This is a genomic window from Membranihabitans marinus (genome assembly GCF_021729155.1).
Lineage (GTDB): Bacteria > Bacteroidota > Bacteroidia > Chitinophagales > Saprospiraceae > Membranihabitans > Membranihabitans marinus.
Genome location: NZ_JAJQYA010000026.1, coordinates 1 through 20,358, shown reverse-complemented (window position 1 = coordinate 20,358; position 20,358 = coordinate 1). Strand labels below are relative to the sequence as shown.

The window sequence follows — 20,358 nt, the reverse complement described above, 5'->3', positions numbered from 1 at the left end:
GAAGATGACTTCAATTTTTCCAATTTTTAAATAGAAAATAAAACAGGGCCTTTGCCGGTTGGCTCATTGGTCGAATATCATTAATCCAAGCCGAAATATTAGATTTGTTTATCCCTGTCATTTCCACCAATTCCTTTGAGTTGATTCCTCTCTTTGTCATTTCATCTTGGATCCATTTAGGAGTTACTATTTCAGTATGATGTCGCTTATGTTCTTGTGCATCTACATGGATAGTGTAATCAGGATAAATAGGACTTATACCAAATGCGTTTATAATTGTCAGTAATATTTCTATTTATTTGAATTTATACATTGTTTAAAATACTCGCCGTAGCTACGGCTATGCCTGTGTTTTTAGCCTCGTCTAAATTCAAATACTCTCAAAATATTAACCGACATTATAAAACGCATTTGGTATGAATAGCTTTCTGCATATCCGGGCCAAATCTTGGACAAGCATTTGATTTTGATGAATACTTTTATTTTGGCTAACTCTGATCATTAAGACCCGATCGCCTGGATTAAATTTTATTACCTTGAAGGTAATCCTCGAAAATCTTTTATGAAGTTTGGCATTTTCCTCTAAGATGTTAGATTGGTCTTCCTCTAAGTTTAGTTTGTATAACCCTGTGATTGTACTCATAATATATTTTATATATTAATAATAAAAAATGAAAATTTCTACTAGAAATTGTTAGTTGAAGTGTTTATATGTCGATGGTACTATGGTATATAGACTATCCCCATTCAAGGAAAATGTGTTTCGTATAATACCTTCATAGGTTTATACTTATGTGTTCAATTTGCGACGGTTACAAGATTCTTTATTAATCCATTTTTCTGAACCTGTGTAACTGACATTCAGATAGTTCTTTTTTTTCCAAATTTTCAAAGAGATGTCTTTCCATTTGATTTTATCAATTATTGTTCGAAAAATTGTCAGGTGATAATGTAATAAAACCTTTGATTAATATACCATAAAATCAGACTATGGTAGTAAACTAGAAGGATAGTGGTAGATGAAAAAACTTTATCAATGCTCTTGCGGCAAGTAATAGTAAGATAGGTAGTTGGCAAGGAATGCCACTACTGTAATCATTAGTTTGATTCGTATTTTCGTATAAAAAGTAGCTGCGATATTCATTCAACACTCTTTTATTCATTTTTTGCGTGAATTAGTCAGCCATTAAATGGTTGTCTGAAAAGGCTTTCACTTCAATGAAGTAGTAGGGAAAGAATTTTTTAAAGAGATCACTGCATCTTTTTGTGAGTTGTTCACTGGTGAAATATTGATTGTCTGAGGTTTGATGTTGGCGTACCGATACGGTAATCTTTCTTTTGTCTACTTCCTCAATTTTAAAAAATACTTGAGCATGACTCGCAAATAGTGCAGCCGCAGCATTTATCTTGTTGAGCTCATCCTTTGTCAGTAATCTTTTGAGATGGTTGACATTTTTAATTACACTTTCCATAATTAAAGTATTTAGTTGTTTAAGCAAATTCAAATCATTGTCGAACCCTATTTTCTATGTTTCGATAACAATTTATCACTTGTAATATTCTTAAATTCCGACTTGTTTGTTTGGGCTTGGCTTATGTCACTATCTGATCTTATAATTAAGGAGGGTGACAATCCTTCTACAGGGACATAGTATGAAGGAATCCGCTAATATTAGGTCTATAATTCCTTGAACATAAAATAAAACATGGATTTAACTGGTTGTGACATTGGTCGACCTCCATTGATCCAACTGGAAATATTGCTTTTGTCTATCCCTGTTAATTCTCTAATCTGTTTGGACGAGATCCTTTTTTTAGTCATAGTTTCCTGTAGCCACTTGGGGGTTACTTCGTCAACTGGGGGCTTGTGGTATATTTTGGGGCGGCAGATGATGCGATATTTGGGAAATGTCTCGGAGAATAGTGATTGAGTTTTATCAATTAATTCCTTTACATCACAATATTGACCATTAGCGTTTTTTCCCTGTCTCACTTCAATTAAAAGAAATCGGTCGACAGCATCTACATCCAAAACTTTAAATGAAATATTGGATTGACTATTATATTGATTAGCGTTAGCGATGAGAGATTTGTAGGCTTCATCTGATAACAAACCCTCAAAACGATGTATATTTTTAACTACATTCTTCATGGTTAAAATTTAAGTTTTAAGTAATAGGGGGTTTTGCCTGCTTTTATATGTTTAAATATAGCCAGCTGACAATGACGCAACTCGTTTATATGGTCACCTTCTAGAGAGGGTTAAACTTGTTTTTTGGGAGCCATTAAAATAGTGATTTTTTTCAAATTATCCTATGATTTTATCTGCATTTTTTCAATTACCTTCTCTACTTATTAGAATATGGTTGGATTTTGTCAATGATAATTAATGTCTTGTAATCCTTTGGGCAAGAATGATGAAATATTTTTAGCCCGGTTGTATGTTTTTAGTGGAGAAAAATAAGGAAGGAAATACTCTGGTATTTGATGGGATATTGGAAATACATGGTATGGGAAAGAATTTGTTCTGTACTTGAATAAAAGATCTTTTTGTATTATATTGCAATATAAATGTAGAAAAATGTTTTCAAAGGCGTGTGAATACGGTATTAGAGCACTTTGCGTTATCGCTGAGGCAGGGGAGAAGAATCATAAAATAGGGATTAAGGAAATATGTGAAATTTCCAAAACCCCTGAATCATTTACGGCAAAAATTCTTCAGAATCTCGTCAAAAGAGGTTTTATTTCCTCGCAGAAAGGTCCATCAGGTGGATTTTTTATCGATCGACGCCCAGACCTAATCTCTCTTTATTCAATAGTAGAAGCTATTGATGGTGATGAAGTTTTTAAAAGATGTGGCTTGGGCTTGCCAGCCTGTAATGCCAACAATCCTTGTGCCATACATTTTCAGTTTGAAAAGGTGAGGAATAATCTCAACGAGATGTGTATGAAAAATACTTTGGCCGACTTGTTGCATCAATCCAATAAGGAGGTGAAAGCGGGATAAAAAATTTGCAGTAATAAAAGATAAAAAGATCATTTAATATTTATTTTAAAATTATATATTATGGCAACGATATCACATGGAAAAACAAGGGCTAGCAATCGCGAATTACACCAGCCTATTTCAAGAAGACCTATAGGACTATGGAGGAAATATGTGGATTATGTGGATGGTCAACCGACGGATCGAGTTTATTGGTTGGTCAAGGCCATTATAGTGATCCCATGTGTATATATGACCTTGTCATTGTTATTAATGCACATCATGGCCGTTCCAATACTGTGGTTTGTGGCATTGTCAATGATTTTGTTTTTTACGAATATAACTTTACATGTAGCAGGTTTAAAAAGTCGATATTATATCATAGCCTTTCATGCTACCACCTTGCTGTTTATATTAATTCCACTATTGACTTTTCTATTGATTAAAATATAGAAGCTAGATTATATAATAGTAAAAATGCATGATGGTTATTAACGCCATCGTCATTTCAGTAGCTGTTATATTTTGTATGAGATAGGACGACCTATGAATGCTATTGCCAAGATCATTCTAATTCCTAAAATTTAGTATTTTTTTGATTGGTATTTCCTTGTTACATTTATTTAAAATTTTCAAGTTGAAACCAATCAAATCCATTTTAGTTAAACTCAAATCCGATTTACATCTATGGGATTTGCTAAAGGGAAGTGGAATATTTCTAATAAGTAAGGTCTTCGGGATATTGGGCATCTATTTATTCTATATCTATATATCAAAGGTGTATGGAGCGGAGGGCAATGGAGTACTTTCTTTTGTGTTGACCGTGGCTGTCTTGGCTTCCTTTGTAGTCAACCTCGGCTTAAATACCTATTTGGTGAAGTTGATTCCCGATCTAAAGTCTAAAGATAAAGGGCGAGATATTGATGTCTTTGTGAAATCTTCCCTGTGGATTATTCTATTATTGTCCTTAATTTTCCTCGGTGGGACATTTGGAATGGAGAGCTTGCTTGATGACAATGTGGTCAATAGGGAATGGATAAGGGAATTGCAGTATAGTGCGTTGCTATGCCTTCCGCTTGCTGTGGTGTTGTATCTCGCATCGTATTATAAGACCGAAGGGCAATTTGTTTTGTTTTCGGCATTGCAAAATAATTGGATTCAAATATTGGCTTTTTTGTTCCTCCTCATTCCAGTCTGGTCTCGTCAATCACCTTTGGATATCATTCAGGCTGTTGTAGTTTCTGCTTTCGCCTTTGCTCTGTATGGATGGATTAAATTGCCATCCAATGGGTTTGTATTAAATATATCACTTAGTAGGATAGGTCGTGATTTTAAATATTTCTTTCCTATGCTAGTCGGTGGTTTGGGTTTTGTGTTGTTTAGTATGACAGATCGGTTGATGTTGCGTTTCCTTGTAGATATCGAAGAATTGGGCATTTATGCGGTTGCACTGCGAATCTCAAATTTGTCTCTACTTGGTTTGTTGTCATTTAATGCCATTGCCGAAAGTAAATATTCGGAACTCTATGCTCAGGGGAATCATCAGGTTCTGAAATCATTTGTACAGCGCAGTACTTGGATTGGCATTGCTGTGAGCTTGCCGATTATCCTAGTATTGATAGTCATTCCAGGCTTTTTTCTCGGAATGTTTGGTCATGGTCAGTCATTTTTATCGGGAAAAATCGTCATCTATTTATTCTGTTTCGCCAACCTGATAACGGCTTGTTGTGGGGCCAATCTGGTATTGTTAAATATGACGGGGAATCAGAAGACTGTTCAAAATATCATTCTCTTCACCGTCGTGCTTAATATTGGCTTAAATTACTGGTTAATTCCCCGCTATGGCATAGACGGTGCAGCTGGTGCTACGGCGATATCCACGGTGGTATGGAATCTAACGGCTATGTTTTTTATAAAGACTAAGCTGGGATTCTTCACTCTCGGTAGGGGAAGAAGGGATAATGAATAGAGGATGGTTAAAATAGCTAAATGTAGAATGTGAGCTAAATAGTGCGAATATTTTTTATTTTTCCAATCGAAATCTAGATATATTTAGATAATCATCAGTATTCCAATACTATTAAAACCCCATATTTTGTGAATTTCAACCCTTAATTTATTTTTAAAATGATAATTTATTGTGTGAAATTTAGGTTAATTAGCTGAGAATGCTTAAATTCGGTAACGTTACCGAGTGAATTTGCCAAATAAGGGTTCTATTCGAGCTTAAATTTTGTAGGTTTTGCGGTAACGTTACCGAAATAATCTATTGTGAAAAATAGTTTTTTTGCCCCAGTCGAGGAGTGTAATAGCTTTTGACTGGAAGAAAAAACCAATACTTGGATACAGAAGAAAATTTGATCAATTATTAAAACTTATGAGATGAAAACAATTCGACTAATTGTCTTATTAGTTCTCGGGCTATGGATATTGCCTGATGAATCTAATGCTGAAAATGCGAAATTTCACTTCGAGTGGAATGAAAATGCCCAGCTGCCTATGGATATCTCCGGAGCAGTTGTAGACCAAGAAGGCGAGCCTTTGATAGGGGTGAACGTTTTGGTTAAGGGAACTGCCAACGGTACTTCTACCGATTTTGACGGCCGATTTCAATTGCAAGATGTGGCAGCAGACGCTACATTGGTATTGAGTTACATTGGTTACCAAACCAAAGAAGTTGTTCTGGAAGGTCAGACTGAGATTACTATTACTATGACTACCGACGCCCAATTGTTGGACGAATTGGTGGTTGTGGGTTATGGTACTGTAAAGAAAAGTGACCTTACCGGATCGGTACAACGTGTAGACGCTGAAAAATTTAAAGATCAGTCTATGACTCAGTTGACCGATATGTTGACGGGATCAGTAGCTGGTTTCAATGCCAACCAAAGTACTGGTGCTTCTGGTGGATCTAGTTTGGAAGTAAGAGGACCTACCTCTTTGACTGCTGGAACAGAGCCATTGGTGGTATTGGATGGTGTAATCTTTAACGGTAGTATCTCTGATATCAATCCCAACGATATTGAGACGGTGGATATCTTAAAAGATGCCAGTTCTGCTGCTGTATTCGGTTCTAAAGCCGCTTCCGGTGTATTGTTGATTACTACTACCAAAGGAAGTAAAGGAAAACCAACCATTAACTTTTCTTCTAAATTGGGTTTTACACAAGCCACTTCCGACGAGTACGGAGTGCGTGATGCTGAGGAATATATTGAATTTAGAAAAGGGTATTACCGATCTAACGTTCAGCCTTTTCCAGATACTTACTGGGATGATCCAGCAAATTTGAGTGAAGGACTTACCATCGAAGACTGGAGAGCTCTTAACCCTAATCCACTCCCCGATGATACGAGAGAATATTTATCTCGTTTGAACTTTTTCCCTACGGAAATTGAATCTTACCTTTCTGGTGAGACTGTGGATTGGTTCGATGAAACCATGCAGACAGGAATTAAACAAGAATACGATTTAAGTATTTCAGGTGGATCAGACAATACTCAGTATTACTGGTCATTGGGTTATGTAGACAACGAAGGGATTATTAAAGGAGACCAATTCTCTACCATTCGTTCTCGTTTGAACTTCAATTTTGAAGTTACTGATTGGTTAAATGTAGGGACGAATACCCAGTATTCAGTAAGAGATGAAAGTTCTGTAACGGCTAGTATCTCAGGAATGCAAACATCAAGTCCATTTGGTACAGTGTACAACGAAGATGGTTCTTTGAAATGGTATCCAGGTGATTATATCGGTGGACAAAATCCATTGATCAACACATATGGACAAGATAGAGATCGCAAGGTCAACAGTTTGTTCTCTTCCATATATGCAGAAGTTGGTTTGCCTTTTGGGATTACCTATAAATTGTCTTACCAGCCGCGAATCGAAGATTTGAGAGATTACAATTACTGGTCACCAGAAACCATTATCGGTGGACAAAATGTATCTAATGGTAAAGCTGATAGAACTGATTTTACTCGATTTGAATGGATGATTGACAATTTGATCAAATGGAATCATACCTATGGAGATCACAGTTTTGATGTGACCTTACTATACAACAAAGAAGAAAATAAAACATGGCAGAGTTATTCTGTGAATAATACATTCCAGCCAAGTCCTGTCTTGGGTTATTCGGGTTTACAATTTGGTATTAATCCAGCATTGTTGTCTGAGGATACTAAAGTGACTGGTGATGCGATGATGGCCAGATTGAATTACACGTTGATGGACAAATACTTGTTTACAGCTTCCGTGAGAAGAGATGGATATTCTGCCTTTGGTCAGAGTAACCCACGAGCCACCTTCCCTGCTATGGCTTTTGCATGGAAATTGTCTGATGAAAAATTCTTTAACGTACCTGGGCTTGATCAAGCCAAAGTTAGACTTTCGTGGGGTGTGAATGGAAATAGAGATATTGGAGCATATTCTTCATTGGCTCAATTGAGTTCTAATCAATACTACGACGGATCACAAGTTCAGATCGGTGTATATACTTCTTCATTGGCCAACCCCGGTTTGGTTTGGGAGGAAACGGAGTCTCTTAACTTTGGTGTAGACTTGGGTATTTTGGAGAATAGAATCAACGTAAGTTTGGATTACTATGATATGACAACCAATAGTTTGTTGGTGGATAGATCATTGCCTCGAATTACGGGTTTTGAGAATATTACGACCAATATTGGAGAGTTGTCTAACAAAGGATTTGAGATGACGGTAAGTTCATCCAATATCAATACCAACAACTTTAGTTGGAGTTCAAGTTTTAACTTGTCTTTGAACAGAAATAAAATCGAATCATTGTTTGGAGAAACTGGAACCTATACTTTGGAAGGAAACCAATACGACGGTGAAGTTCCAGATTTTGAAAATGAGTGGTTCCCAGGATATGCGGTTGATGTAATTTGGAATTACGATTTGTTGGGAATCTGGCAAGTAGACGAAGCGGCTGAAGCGGCGGAATACGGATTGGAGCCTGGTGATTTAAAAGGAGCTGACCTCAACGGTAACGGCAGTTACGAAGCATTGGACGACAAAACTTTTATTGGTTATGAGCAGCCACGAGTTAGATTGGGCTTGAGAAATGATTTTACATTCTTGAAGAATTTTTCAGCTTCTATCTTTATTAGAGCCGATTTGGGACACATGGGTGCATTTTCTGATGCTATCCACCGTCACTCAACTTATGATAGAAGAAATACTGCACCGACGCCTTATTGGACAGAAGAAAATCAGACCAATGAATGGCCTCGCTTGGGACAAAATGATGCACCTTACGGTGGCGGTATAATGGTATTTAAATCAAGAGAATTCGTGAGAATTCAAGATCTTACATTAAACTATACATTGCCAGCTGATTATGCTAGCCAAATTAACTTACAGAGTATCCGATTCTTCGGCTCTATCCGTAACTTGGCTACCTTCACTGACTGGCCGGGATGGGATCCAGAATCTGGTATTAGTGAACCTATGCCTAGAACCTATACTTTGGGTCTTAATGTAACTCTTTAATTACTCGCTTAAATATTAAAATTATGAAACGCATAATACTATATTTTTCAATATTACTATCTACATTCTCATGTTCTGAGGATTTTTTGAAACCAGAGCCGCTGTCGTTTTTTGCGCCTGAAAACATCTATATAGATCGTTCGGGATTTGACGCTCTCTTGGTTACTATGAGAAAGTCACTGGTACCCGAATTTACGGGTAATCGAAACTTTATGCACCATCAGTGGAATACTACTGAAGTAGCGGTGCCTTTTGTTCAATTGGATATGACTCAATTGACACCTAGTACGGATCGATATTCTAAATACGTTAGTCAGATTAACAATTTTTATGAAAACATAAAAAATGCCAATGTGGCCATCTCTCGGATTGACGAAATCGAATGGGAGGATATGTCAGAAAGGGATGCTATTTTAGCTGAATCTTATTGGCATAGAGCATACTGGTACTACAGAATGGTTCACAATTACGGCGATGTGCCATGGGTAGGAGAAGAGATCAAGAGTGCTCGTTTGGATTTTAACACTCATAGTCGTTGGGCTATTTTGGATAAAATCCAATCCGATATGGAGTTTGCTGTTCAGCATCTTCCAGAGACCGCCATCCCCGGAGCTGTAACCAAAGGAGCAGGAAACCACTTATTGACTAAAATTTATTTGGCCAATATGGAATTTGATAAAGCCATTGCTGCGGCTTCTGCAGTTATAGATGGTCCTTATGCTTTGATGGAAGGACGATTTGGTGTAGATGCGGGCAATAGTGAATTCAATGTTATTTGGGATTTACATCGTCCAATTAACCGTAATTCTGCGACCAATACAGAAAATATTCTGTCTATCGTCGATCGATTCGAAGCTCCAGATGCCGCTAAGAGTGCTGGTCTTTATACTATGAGAACTTATCATCCTTCATGGTGGCATTCGCGACACAGAGATAGTGAAGGTAATCGAGGTATGATCGATGCTGGTGTATTGTACGATAGTTTGGGTAGAGGAAACCCAGATGCAGCTTTGACAGAATGGTACCAATACGATGTGTGGGAAGAAGACGGTTATGATTGGACCAATACCCCGGATTTGCGTAGAGCTGACGCCAACTGGAAAGATTTAGATGAAATGTTGTACAACAATGTGGAATCAGTTGACTATGGTAAGCCTTGGAATTTTCAATGGATGACAGGTGATCCTTATACTGTTTTGGGATCTATGTATGCTATGCCAATATATAAAACTATGGTATTGCAAGACGATCCAGCTGCTCGACCATATGGAGGTAATGGCGATTGGTATGTTTTCCGATTGGCCGAGACTTATTTGTTGAGAGCGGAAGCCTACTATTGGAAAAATGATTTGGCTTCAGCAGCGGCTGATATCAACAAGATCAGAGAGCGTGCAAACGCTTTGCCCATAGAAGCCAATGAAGTGACCATCGATTATATTTTTGACGAAAGAGCGAGAGAGTTGTTGGCAGAGTCACCTCGTCAGAATGAAATGGTAAGAGTGTCATACATTATGGCAGCACAGGGATTAAATGGTTATAGCGAAGATAATTTTTCTGCTAGTAACTGGTATTTCGATAGAGTAATGGCCAATAATATGTTTTATCCTCAGTACACTGGTCCTAAAACCAAGACTTTCTTGGGCTTGGACGTACCTGTAGGAGACAAGTTTGTAATTATTGGACAAACTCCACATCTTGAGCCATATCACGTATTGTGGCCGATAGATGACAAGATTATCAACTCCAATACATTGGGGACGATTAATCAAAACATTGGTTACGCGGGGGCGCAAAACAACAAGCCACCGTTGGAGACCATTGAATAATTTGCATAAGTATCCTTTTTTTATAGACCCATCATATTTAGCGATATGATGGGTCTTTTTTGTAGAGTTGATTTATAGATTGTTCCTAGAATATTTGTTGAGACAATCAGGTCGGAGACCGTGGCAAAAAAACTATCGAATTACGTTGCAGTCACGCCATTTTGTAGAGGCATGAACGAATATAACTGAATGAAGTCATCCAGGATGAAGACACCAATGCCTCCGCGCATTGGGTGGGAACGAGCATGACAGAATGAAGTTGTCCGGAGGACAACCCAATCCAGTAAATGTGGATTGGATGAAGGAGCCAAAGTCACTGCACCTCGGGTGGGTACGCCACTGCGCTGCGACGAGATTCCATTAGCGATAATTCAAAATTGATTTGGCGGACTTTTTGCTCTATAGACTTTCTTGGATAGATGCATTAAATGTTATAATCCAACGATACTAGACATAATATGATTATTTGGGCAAAAAGTGTGACAAATCCATTTTCATCTCATTATTGCCAGCATTTAAATTGTATAAATTCGCAATTCTGACAAAAGAAGAGATTTCCTTCGTCCCTCTAGGACTTATTTAGGTAGGCATTCATTTCATAGGGTTTCACCCTATGCTATTAGACTACGTCCTTTCAGGACTTTTCTCTTTTTATTCTACATTTGTTTACCATGGCGCAGTGCTTCCAGTAACTTTTTGAAGATTTGTTATTTACGGCTATTTAACCGCAAAAAAAACAATGGTATTCGGTAAGATCACAAAGATTTGCACTAAGAACACAATGATAGAAGAGCTATTATATCAAACCAGTGTAGAGCCGTGCTACTAGCGCGGCTCGAAATGGATAACCCAGATTGATTTGGCGGACTTTTTGCTCTATAGACTTTCTTGGACAGATAATCATTGTTTTAATTCAACGATACTAGATATAATATGATTATTTGGGCAAAAAGTGTGACAAATCCATTTTCATCTCATTATTGCCAGCATTTAAATTGTATAAATTCGCAATTCTGACAAAAGAAGAGATTTCCTTCGTCCCTCTAGGACTTATTTAGGTAGGCATTCATTTCATAGGGTTTCACCCTATGCTATTAGACTACGTCCTTTCAGGACTTTTCTCTTTTTATTCTACATTTGTTTACCATGGCGCAGTGCTTCCAGTAACTTTTTGAAGATTTGTTATTTACGGCTATTTAACCGCAAAAAAAACAATGGTATTCGGTAAGATCACAAAGATTTGCACTAAGAACACAATGATAGAAGAGCTATTATATCAAACCAGTGTAGAGCCGTGCTACTAGCGCGGCTCGAAATGGATAACCCAGATTGATTTGGCGGACTTTTTGTTCTATAGACTTTCTTGGACAGATGAATTAAATGTTTTAAGCCAACGATACTAGACATAATATGATTATTTGGGCAAAAAGTGTGACAAATTCATGTTTATCTCATTATTGCCAGCATTTAAGTTGTATAAATTCGCAATTCTGACAAAAGAAGAGATTTCCTTCGTCCCTCTAGGACTTATTTAGGTAGGCATTCATCTCATAGGGTTTCACCCTATGCTATTAGACTACGTCCTTTCAGGACTTTTCTCTTTTTATTCTACATTTGTTTACCATGGCGCAGTGCTTCCAGTAACTTTTTGAAGATTTGTTATTTACGGCTATTTAACCGCAAAAAAAACAATGGTATTCGGTAAGATCACAAAGATTTGTACTAAGAATACAATGATAGAAGAGCTATTATATCAAACCAGTGTAGAGCCGCGACTGAGTGTAGTAATCTGAAAGACTACCAAATGCCCATTAAGGGCATTTGGTTGCTATTCTGGCGACTCTACTCAGTCATCCTGAAGGGATGTTATGTCATAGCCGTGGGTGACCGAATGCAGCTCACAGAGCCAAATGCCTACTAAAGGCATTTGATGAGGGAACCGAGGGGTTATTCCCTCGGGTGGGTGAGGTGTATAAGGCATCAAACAATGTTGATTTGGCGGACTTTTTGCTCTATAGACTTTCTTGGACAGATGCATTAAATGTTATAATCCAACGATACTAGACATAATATGATTATTTGGGCAAAAAGTGTGACAAATCCATGAACATAACCTATTTCAATATTATAAATCAAAATCCGGATAGATATATTACGACAATCTAGATTTTCTTATATATGAATAATAAGAACTTCTGCTGACAGCCAGTGATTTACACATCTTATCAACAGGAAAAATACCTTTGTTTTGTTCTATGAACTTGTATTTGTCCTGTCGCTCAAGGAGAAGATGCCCATCGCTTTTTTTAATATATCATTTTCCATTTTCGCCGCTAAATACGCCTTCTCTAATTCCTTATATTTTTTCTGCTCCTCTGTTAAGCTTGCATTTCCATTACCAGTAAATATTGGCCGATCTGTAATTTGAGATTGCTTCACCCAACGACTAATCATACCTTTGCTTAGACCGTATTCTCTGCCTATTTCTGCCCGACTCTGGCCTCCTTTTATCAAAGAGATGATCATCTCCTTAAATTCTGAACTATACTTCTTTCTTTGCTTTGTCATATTTTTCAAAGTTAACTTAAGTTCCTTAATTTTTTGCTCTAATTAATATAATACTACCACTTTGTGTTCCCTGTATTGAATAAGTCAACCATTGCTCAAAAACCGTGAAGAGAGCGAATTAAAAACCAATCATTTAATCCACGATATCTTATCGCCATTTTGCCCCATCTGATAGGTTATTCTTAATTAATATTAACATAATGTAAGATTTTCAAAAAAAAAGTTAAAAAAAAGGTAGACCAAATTCGATTTTGTCCCTCTCTATATAAGTAAGCACATAAATAACAATCATTACAATGTCAGTAGATAGCTATATAACCATAAAAGAATTGCTCGATAACCCATTTTTTATAGAATGGGCAAAGCAAAGAACACCTCATTCTGATCAATATTGGAAGCAATGGCTGGAAGATAATCCTGAAAAAGCAGAAGGTTTTTATAAAGCAGAGATAATTGCCAAGGGTATTAATTTTCAAATTCCCAATGTATCTAAAGAAAAGGTCGAATTGGAATTGGCAAAATTGTTACAGCAGTTAGATGGCGATAAAAAATCAAGACAATCTGTTAAAAAGTCCATTATTCCGCTACAGTGGAAGGTGGCGGCCGCCATTGTACTCCTAGTAGTCTCTTCAGTTTTTACTTATAATTTTTATTGGAATTCATCTGAAAAGATTGTTACAGGATACGGCCAAAGGACGGAATTGACGCTAAGCGATGGGACTGAGGTTGTACTCAATGCCAACTCTTCATTGGAGTATCTGCGAAAAAATCCGAGAAATGTCGCATTGGAAGGAGAAGCCTTTTTTAAGGTGAAGAAAAAACCTAAAACCGGGGACAAATTTTATGTAAGAACCTCTGATTTAAATATTGAAGTCTTGGGGACGGAATTTAATGTCAATACCAGAGAAAATCAAACCAAGGTGATGTTGGAAGAAGGAAAGGTCAAAATTGATATAGAGGACAAGGAGTCCATTACCATGGCCGTAGGTGATCTATTGACTTATGCCAAGGGATCGGATCGTGTCAAATTGGATCGACCAGAAAAATTAAAAGTTGTGAGCTCGTGGAAGGATGGAGTCCTGCTTTTAGATAATTTGAGTTTGAGTGATGCAATGAAACTCCTACAGCAGACCTATGGTTTGGAAATCGATTTCCAAAATAAGGACTTGGAAAATAAAATATTACAAGGCGGGGTACCGAGTGATGATTTAGATATATGTATAAGGACCTTAAATACTATTTACAATCTTAATATACTATTGATAGACAAAACTTTAGTGGTAAAGTAAGCTCTGTTTCATAAATTTTTTAATGTATAATTTTTTTAAAATGTGTAAAAATAATTACTCTAAGATTATTTACTGTTGGATAGTAATTCTACTGTTTACTATGCAGTTGTCGTATGCCAATATTCATCAGTTGGATGAGGAAAGACAATTGGTGGATGTTATTCAAGAAATCAGTGAGCGGTATCAAATCATATTTACATACGATGCACAGTCCGTGCAAGATGTAAAGATAACGATAACCGAAGGCGATTTTTCTAGTTTGAATCTGGTATTTGAAAAAATAGTAGAACAAACCAATTTGGGTATTAAGTTTTTAGGCACAAAATATTATGTGTTGTATAAAAATGACTCCGATGGGAAAAAGTCAATGCGCAAGTTGAAACGTAAAATCAACCAAATTCAGTCGATCGAGTCCTCTGGCAAGATCAGTCTGCAAACTGCGGTAAAATCTCCCCAGGCAATCAAAACCTTGCAAAGTAAGGTTTTAGAACTAGCTGGCATTGACATTCAGGGGCGGGTGATTAATGAAGAAGGCGAAGCTTTAATCGGAGTAAACGTTTTGGTCAAAGGAACAGATATCGGGACTTCTACCGATTTCGACGGGGGATTTCAGTTAAGTGATGTCGATGAAAATGCTGTTTTGTCCCTGAGCTATATCGGATATCAAACATTGGAAGTCCCTGTAGAAGGTCGATCTGATTTAATAATCACCTTGGTTTCAGATGCAGAGTTATTAGATGAATTGGTAGTAGTCGGTTATGGAACGGTTAAAAAAAGTGATTTGACCGGTTCTGTAAATCGTTTAAATGCCGATAATTTTAAAAATCAAAACGTAACACAGATAGGAGAATTTTTAACGGGAACAGTTGCAGGTTTTTCGGCCAACCAATCTTCTTCTCCTCAAGGGGGAAGTTCTTTGGAAGTAAGGGGGCCGACTTCATTGACGGCGGGTACATCGCCAATGATCGTATTAGATGGCGTAATTTACAACGGTAGTTTACAAGATATCAATCCAACAGATATAGAAACCATCGACGTATTAAAAGACGCTAGTTCTGCCGCAATTTATGGAGCAAAAGCAGCCTCAGGGGTTATCCTAATTACCACCACCAAGGGAAATAAAGGCAAGCCGCGTATTAATTATTCTTCCAAACTAGGAGTGTCCACTCCCACTGTGAAAAGAGAGGCTTATTCCCCACAAGAATATATCGATTTTAGAGCAGATTATTTTAGGACGATAAATCCAACACAAGACTATAATTATTACACCGATCCCAACAATTTGCCTAGTGATATTGGATTGGATGAATGGATCAATTTAAGTCAAAGCCCTCTGCCAGATGTAACTGATGAATATCTGCGTAGATTGAATTTTTTCCCCATCGAACAAGAGCAATTCAAGGCCGGCCAGACAACAAACTGGTATGATGAAGTATATCGAACTGCCGTTCGACAAACCCATGATTTGAGCATTGGTGGTGGATCAGATAGAACGACATATTATTGGTCATTGGGTTATGTGGACAATGAAGGTCTGAGATTAGGAGATAAGTATTCCGCCATCAGATCTAGAATGAATGCAGAGTATGAAGTTTCCGATTGGTTAAATGTAGGTATCAATGCCCAATTTACGGATAGAGACGAAGGGGGAGTACCTGCCAGTTATGATATATATTCCAATAGTCCATTCGGAAGAGTGTTTGATGCTGATGGAAATTTGGAGCGTTTGGCTCACGGTCATACTTTCAATCCCCTATTGGATTATTATAGAGATGACAAATTTAGAAAAGTCAATAGTTTATTTGCGAATTTATACGCAGATGTAAAGCTTCCTTTAGGCATTACTTATAGACTTTCGTTCCAGCCGAGATATGAAACCATGAAGGAATTGTATTTTCGATCGACTGATGTAAAATTAGGGGGTGATCCCGCGCAGGACAATAGTATGGGAAGTAGATCAGAGTACTCGAGTCAAGAATGGATCATTGACAATATTCTGAAATGGAATAAAGAGGTAGGGATACATTTTTTCGATGTGACATTGTTGCACAGTTCAGAGAAAAATCAGTTTTGGAGCACCAGTCAATTTAATCAAAATGTAAGTCCCAATGAAGAATTGGGATTCCATGGTTTGCAATTCGGGGATAATCCTTCTATAGACAACAACGATAGAAAATTTACTGGAGAAGCCTTTATGGCCCGATTGAATTATACCTTGATGGACAAATACTTGTTGACATTGTCGGTCAGAAGAGATGGTTTTTCCGCCTTTGGACAAGACGAACCACGAGCTACTTTTCCTGCGGCAGCAGCAGCTTGGCAGATATCTAGAGAGGGATGGTACAATGAAGAATCATTCGTAAATCGATTGAAGCTTAGACTTTCATGGGGAAGTAATGGAAATCGTGACATCGGTATATACTCCGCATTGGCCACCTTGGATTCTGATCTATGGTTTGATGGAACCAATGCAAGAGTGGGCTTGTACAACTTAACGCTGGCTAATTCTGGTTTGGTTTGGGAAAAAACCAGATCATTTAATATAGGTATGGATATGGGATTGATGGATGATCGATTCGATTTGAGTATAGATATTTACGATGCGACGACGACGAATTTGTTGATGAATAGACTCTTGCCAAGTTTGACTGGGTTTTCCAACGTAACTACGAATCTCGGTCGGTTGAACAACAAAGGTTTGGAATTGACTTTGGGAACGAATATTATAAATAATTCAAATCTTCATTGGAAATCTAATTTTGTTTTTTCATTTAATCGGAATAAAATACTGGAATTATTTGGAGACAAAGGGGACTACACTCTTCTAGGTGAGGTTCAAAATGGTGAATTGCCCGATTATACCAATCAGTGGTTCCCTGGATATGCCATCGATGCGGTATGGGATTACGAAGTCATAGGAGTATGGCAAGAAGGTGAGGAAGATCAAGCGGCCCAATATGTGATGAGACCAGGTGATTTTAAATCGGTTGATGTCAACAATGATGGAGAATACATTGCGGAAGATGATAAACAGTTTATCGGTTATTTAAAACCTCGATATAAATTGGGCTTGGGCAATGATTTTACTTTCTTGCAAAACTGGACGGCTTCTATCTTCCTCAGAGCGGATTTGGGACATATCGGAGAAGAGAGTGGTGCTTTGAACTCCGGTGCTGAATCGAATGACAGAAGAGCGCGAAATGTCGGACCTCTACCTTATTGGACTCCTGAGAATCCTATCAATGATTATGCTCGTCTAGACCTACACACCGGTGGATACGGTGGAGGTATTAAGATTTATCGAAGTCGTTCGTTTATGAGAATCCAAGATATTACACTTTCCTACAATGTTCCTAGTAGCATTATTGAGCGCGTGGGATTGGAAGGCATCAGAGTGTTTGCATCGACAAGAAACATTCTTACAATTTCAAAATGGCCGAATTGGGATCCCGAAACAGGAACTACACCATTGGCTAAAACCTTCAATCTAGGATTAAATTTGTCTCTTTAATAATTGATTTGATCAAAAATCTAAATGAAAAGAAAATGATAAAAATTAATAAATTTATATATATAATTATAGGATTGTCAACTTTGTTAACTTCCTGTAAAGAGGAGTGGTTAGAACCCGAACCTCTGTCCTTTTTTTCTCCTCAAAATGCCTATGTCAATGAAGATGGGTTTGAAGCCATTTTGGTTAAAATGAGGAAAGATATTCGTAGAGAAGTTTCCGGTGGAAGTGGAGGATATCATTTTATAGCGATGGAGCATAGCCTTTCGGATTTGGCGATTTCTATCTTTCCTTCAGATCTGAGAATAGTGACACCGAGTAGTGGCCCTGTTTGGCCTTATTTGACCATGTTTGACGATGTATATGGCTTTATCAAAAACGCCAATGTTTTGATCTCAAATATCGACAATATAGAATGGGCGGATCAGTCCGTGAAGAATAGAATCCTAGCTGAAGCATTGTGGCATAGAGCTTATTGGTACTATAGATTGGTCCATACCTATGGTGATGTTCCATGGGTAGGTCAAGAAATTGAGGGACCAAAGTTGGATTTTCAAACCTACAGTAGAACGGCTATTTTAAATAAAATTCAAGAAGATCTCGAATGGAGTGGTCTTCATTTGCCAGAGTCGCCTATAAACGCTGGTGATGTTCCCCAGGGTGCCGCCTACCATTTATTGGCTAAGGTCTATTTGGCAAATTCCAATTTTGATATGGCTATCGCATCTGCCAATAAAGTCATTGACGGCCCCTATTCATTGATGACGGAGCGATTTGGTATTGATGCAGAAGATAGTAAACGCAATGTACAGTGGGATCTTCACCGCTGGCAGAATAGAAATATTTCAGCAAACAAAGAGACTATCTATGCGACCATCGATCGCGCAGACGGTCCTATCGAATCGAGATCAGGTGGTGTTTATTCAAGTAGAAGGTATACCCCTTCATATTGGAAAGTTTTGGAGAGTACCGGTCAACGCGCTCACAACTGGAGTACTCCAGGTAGCGATACCTTGGGTATTGGAAATGCCGATGTAAGAACCAATGCTTTTTTTCATTATAGTCTTTGGAGAGATGGCGACAAAAACTGGGAAACAACTACTGACCTTCGTCGAACCGATATCAATTGGATAGAAATGGAGGAAATATTGGTCAATGCTCCAAATTCGCCACAATATGGCCAGCCTTTGAGTAAAGAATTTTATGGTAACCTGACCGACACCTTTGACACTTGGTATCCTTGGCCTCAATACAAGACTTTTGTTCTTTCTCCCAATACGCGTTTGCCGGTTGGAGGAGAGGCCGATTGGTATATATTTAGATTGGCCGAAACCTATTTGTTGAGAGCGGAAGCCCATTATTGGAAGGGGGATTTGGCCGCTGCTGCAGAGGATATTAATGTAGTTCGGGATAGATCCAACGCTTCTTTGATCTCAAGCTCAGATGTAACCATCGATTTTATCTTCGACGAAAGAGCTAGAGAACTATATATGGAAGAACCACGACACAATGAAATGGTGAGGGTATCTTATATCATGGCTCAAGGCAACATAAATGGCTACGATATGAATAGTTTTAGTCAAAGTAATTGGTTCTACGATAGAGTGATGAGAGTGAATAACCACTATCAAGATCCCAATCCTCCAATATGGAGAGGAGCGATAGCATATATTTCTCCTCACAATGTATTGCTACCTATTCCGCAAAGTGTTATTGAAGCCAATACTCAAGCCGTGGTCAATCAGAATCCGGGCTATGTCGGTGCTGAAGACAATGTAGAACCCATTCAAATTATTGAATAATGAAAATGAGTAAATTCTTATTTTTCCTTATTTCTTTTGTTTTGGGGACTACTCACCTGTATTCACAAAGTGTTGATGTGGCTAATGTGGATACTTTTCCCGAATATCCATTGCCTCCCGATTTGTTATTGGTGGGCAATGGACAAAGTGGGGAGCCGATCGAAACAGCTGCTCAGTGGGAAGAAAAACGTCAATGGATTAGTAAAAATTATCAATATTGGGTGTCTGGTTCTATCCCTCCACCGCCAGATAAATTTGAATCCGAAATAATCTCGGAACGCATAGAAAACGGAGTGACTCTGAGGATGGTCAAGATTCGATTTGGACCTGGACTAGGAGCAGAGATTACGATAGAATTAATGATTCCTCCAGGCAGTGGACCTTTTCCTGTATTTATGACCCAGTGGAATCACAGAGGATGGGCCCAAATAGCGGTAAGAAGGGGGTACATCGGCTGTGTGTATGCAGGAGCCGATGCCAAAGACGATACGGGGAACTACTCAGATATTTATCCTGATTATGATTTTGCTACCTTGATGAAACGAGCATGGGGAGGGAGTAGAGCAATTGATTATCTATATACAATGGAAGAAGTAGATACCAGTAAAATTGGATTGACCGGTCATTCTCGCAATGGTAAGCAGTCTCTTATGGCTGCTGCCTTTGATACGAGAATAGATGCAGTTATCTGTAGTAGTGGAGGTACAGGAGGGGAAAGTATATTTCGATATACGGACGAAAGATTTGATACGGAATCACTTGAGGAACTTACTAGAAAAATTCCCCATTGGTTTCACGAAAGACTGCGTGCATTTTCAGGTAAAGAGGATAAATTGCCGGTAGATCAACATTCGCTAATGGCATT

At 38.0% G+C, this 20,358-nt stretch carries 13 protein-coding genes; 9 read left to right on the top strand and 4 right to left on the bottom strand.

The features are described 5' to 3' along the window. Positions 1 to 10 precede the first annotated feature (10 nt). The 3 genes from LVD51_RS20230 to LVD51_RS14505 all read right to left on the bottom strand — a co-directional run bounded on the left by LVD51_RS20230 (position 11) and on the right by LVD51_RS14505 (position 2,152). Positions 11 to 160 carry a helix-turn-helix domain-containing protein gene (locus LVD51_RS20230; RefSeq protein WP_394803177.1) on the bottom strand — a complete coding sequence of 50 codons (150 nt, stop codon included), beginning with the start codon at positions 158 to 160 and terminating at the stop codon, positions 11 to 13. Between the two features lie 1,015 nt (positions 161 to 1,175). Continuing rightward, positions 1,176 to 1,472, bottom strand: coding sequence for a hypothetical protein (locus tag LVD51_RS14510; RefSeq protein ID WP_236972119.1), 297 nt, complete (start codon positions 1,470 to 1,472; stop codon positions 1,176 to 1,178). Positions 1,473 to 1,678: 206 nt separating this feature from the next. Beyond that, on the bottom strand, positions 1,679 to 2,152 hold the full coding sequence (locus LVD51_RS14505; protein WP_236972118.1) for a hypothetical protein: 474 nt from the start codon (positions 2,150 to 2,152) through the stop codon (positions 1,679 to 1,681). Between the two features lie 429 nt (positions 2,153 to 2,581). Between LVD51_RS14505 and LVD51_RS14500 the strand changes: the two genes are divergently transcribed. From LVD51_RS14500 to LVD51_RS14480, 5 genes are all read left to right on the top strand, one after another. Next, on the top strand, positions 2,582 to 3,007 hold the full coding sequence (locus LVD51_RS14500; protein WP_236972117.1) for an RrF2 family transcriptional regulator: 426 nt from the start codon (positions 2,582 to 2,584) through the stop codon (positions 3,005 to 3,007). 60 nt (positions 3,008 to 3,067) lie between these two features. Further along, positions 3,068 to 3,439: a hypothetical protein gene (locus tag LVD51_RS14495; protein ID WP_236972116.1), complete on the top strand. Its 372-nt coding sequence runs from the start codon at positions 3,068 to 3,070 to the stop codon at positions 3,437 to 3,439. A 184-nt stretch (positions 3,440 to 3,623) separates the two neighbouring features. Beyond that, on the top strand, positions 3,624 to 4,955 hold the full coding sequence (locus LVD51_RS14490) for an MATE family efflux transporter (protein WP_236972115.1): 1,332 nt from the start codon (positions 3,624 to 3,626) through the stop codon (positions 4,953 to 4,955). A gap of 413 nt (positions 4,956 to 5,368) precedes the next feature. Beyond that, positions 5,369 to 8,497, top strand: coding sequence for a SusC/RagA family TonB-linked outer membrane protein (locus tag LVD51_RS14485; RefSeq protein WP_236972114.1), 3,129 nt, complete (start codon positions 5,369 to 5,371; stop codon positions 8,495 to 8,497). A 23-nt stretch (positions 8,498 to 8,520) separates the two neighbouring features. Further along, entirely contained in the window at positions 8,521 to 10,323 is a 1,803-nt protein-coding gene (locus LVD51_RS14480) for a RagB/SusD family nutrient uptake outer membrane protein (protein WP_236972113.1), read from the top strand. 2,253 nt (positions 10,324 to 12,576) lie between these two features. Here the strand turns inward: LVD51_RS14480 and LVD51_RS14475 are convergent. After that, on the bottom strand, positions 12,577 to 12,891 hold the full coding sequence (locus tag LVD51_RS14475) for a transposase (RefSeq protein WP_236972112.1): 315 nt from the start codon (positions 12,889 to 12,891) through the stop codon (positions 12,577 to 12,579). A gap of 296 nt (positions 12,892 to 13,187) precedes the next feature. On the opposite strand from LVD51_RS14475, the gene LVD51_RS14470 reads away from it, so the two are divergent. From LVD51_RS14470 to LVD51_RS14455, 4 genes are all read left to right on the top strand, one after another. Continuing rightward, positions 13,188 to 14,180 (top strand): FecR family protein, encoded by a 993-nt coding sequence (locus LVD51_RS14470; protein WP_236972111.1) that lies wholly within the window; start codon positions 13,188 to 13,190, stop codon positions 14,178 to 14,180. Positions 14,181 to 14,280: 100 nt separating this feature from the next. Then, complete coding sequence (locus LVD51_RS14465) at positions 14,281 to 17,691, top strand: SusC/RagA family TonB-linked outer membrane protein (RefSeq protein WP_236972110.1); 3,411 nt, start codon at positions 14,281 to 14,283, stop codon at positions 17,689 to 17,691. A gap of 35 nt (positions 17,692 to 17,726) precedes the next feature. Then, positions 17,727 to 19,493: a RagB/SusD family nutrient uptake outer membrane protein gene (locus tag LVD51_RS14460; RefSeq protein ID WP_236972109.1), complete on the top strand. Its 1,767-nt coding sequence runs from the start codon at positions 17,727 to 17,729 to the stop codon at positions 19,491 to 19,493. Beyond that, on the top strand, positions 19,493 to 20,358 hold an 866-nt coding region (locus tag LVD51_RS14455; RefSeq protein ID WP_236972108.1), incomplete at its 3' end, for a dienelactone hydrolase family protein. The genes LVD51_RS14460 and LVD51_RS14455, both read left to right, overlap by 1 nt.

Coding starts and splice junctions, on each gene's coding strand:
- LVD51_RS20230 (WP_394803177.1), bottom strand. CDS start 160: ATGACAAAGAGAGGAATCAACTCAAAGGAATTGGTGGAAATGACAGGG.
- LVD51_RS14510 (WP_236972119.1), bottom strand. CDS start 1,472: ATGGAAAGTGTAATTAAAAATGTCAACCATCTCAAAAGATTACTGACA.
- LVD51_RS14505 (WP_236972118.1), bottom strand. CDS start 2,152: ATGAAGAATGTAGTTAAAAATATACATCGTTTTGAGGGTTTGTTATCA.
- LVD51_RS14500 (WP_236972117.1), top strand. CDS start 2,582: ATGTTTTCAAAGGCGTGTGAATACGGTATTAGAGCACTTTGCGTTATC.
- LVD51_RS14495 (WP_236972116.1), top strand. CDS start 3,068: ATGGCAACGATATCACATGGAAAAACAAGGGCTAGCAATCGCGAATTA.
- LVD51_RS14485 (WP_236972114.1), top strand. CDS start 5,369: ATGAAAACAATTCGACTAATTGTCTTATTAGTTCTCGGGCTATGGATA.
- LVD51_RS14480 (WP_236972113.1), top strand. CDS start 8,521: ATGAAACGCATAATACTATATTTTTCAATATTACTATCTACATTCTCA.
- LVD51_RS14475 (WP_236972112.1), bottom strand. CDS start 12,891: ATGACAAAGCAAAGAAAGAAGTATAGTTCAGAATTTAAGGAGATGATC.
- LVD51_RS14470 (WP_236972111.1), top strand. CDS start 13,188: ATGTCAGTAGATAGCTATATAACCATAAAAGAATTGCTCGATAACCCA.
- LVD51_RS14465 (WP_236972110.1), top strand. CDS start 14,281: ATGCAGTTGTCGTATGCCAATATTCATCAGTTGGATGAGGAAAGACAA.
- LVD51_RS14460 (WP_236972109.1), top strand. CDS start 17,727: ATGATAAAAATTAATAAATTTATATATATAATTATAGGATTGTCAACT.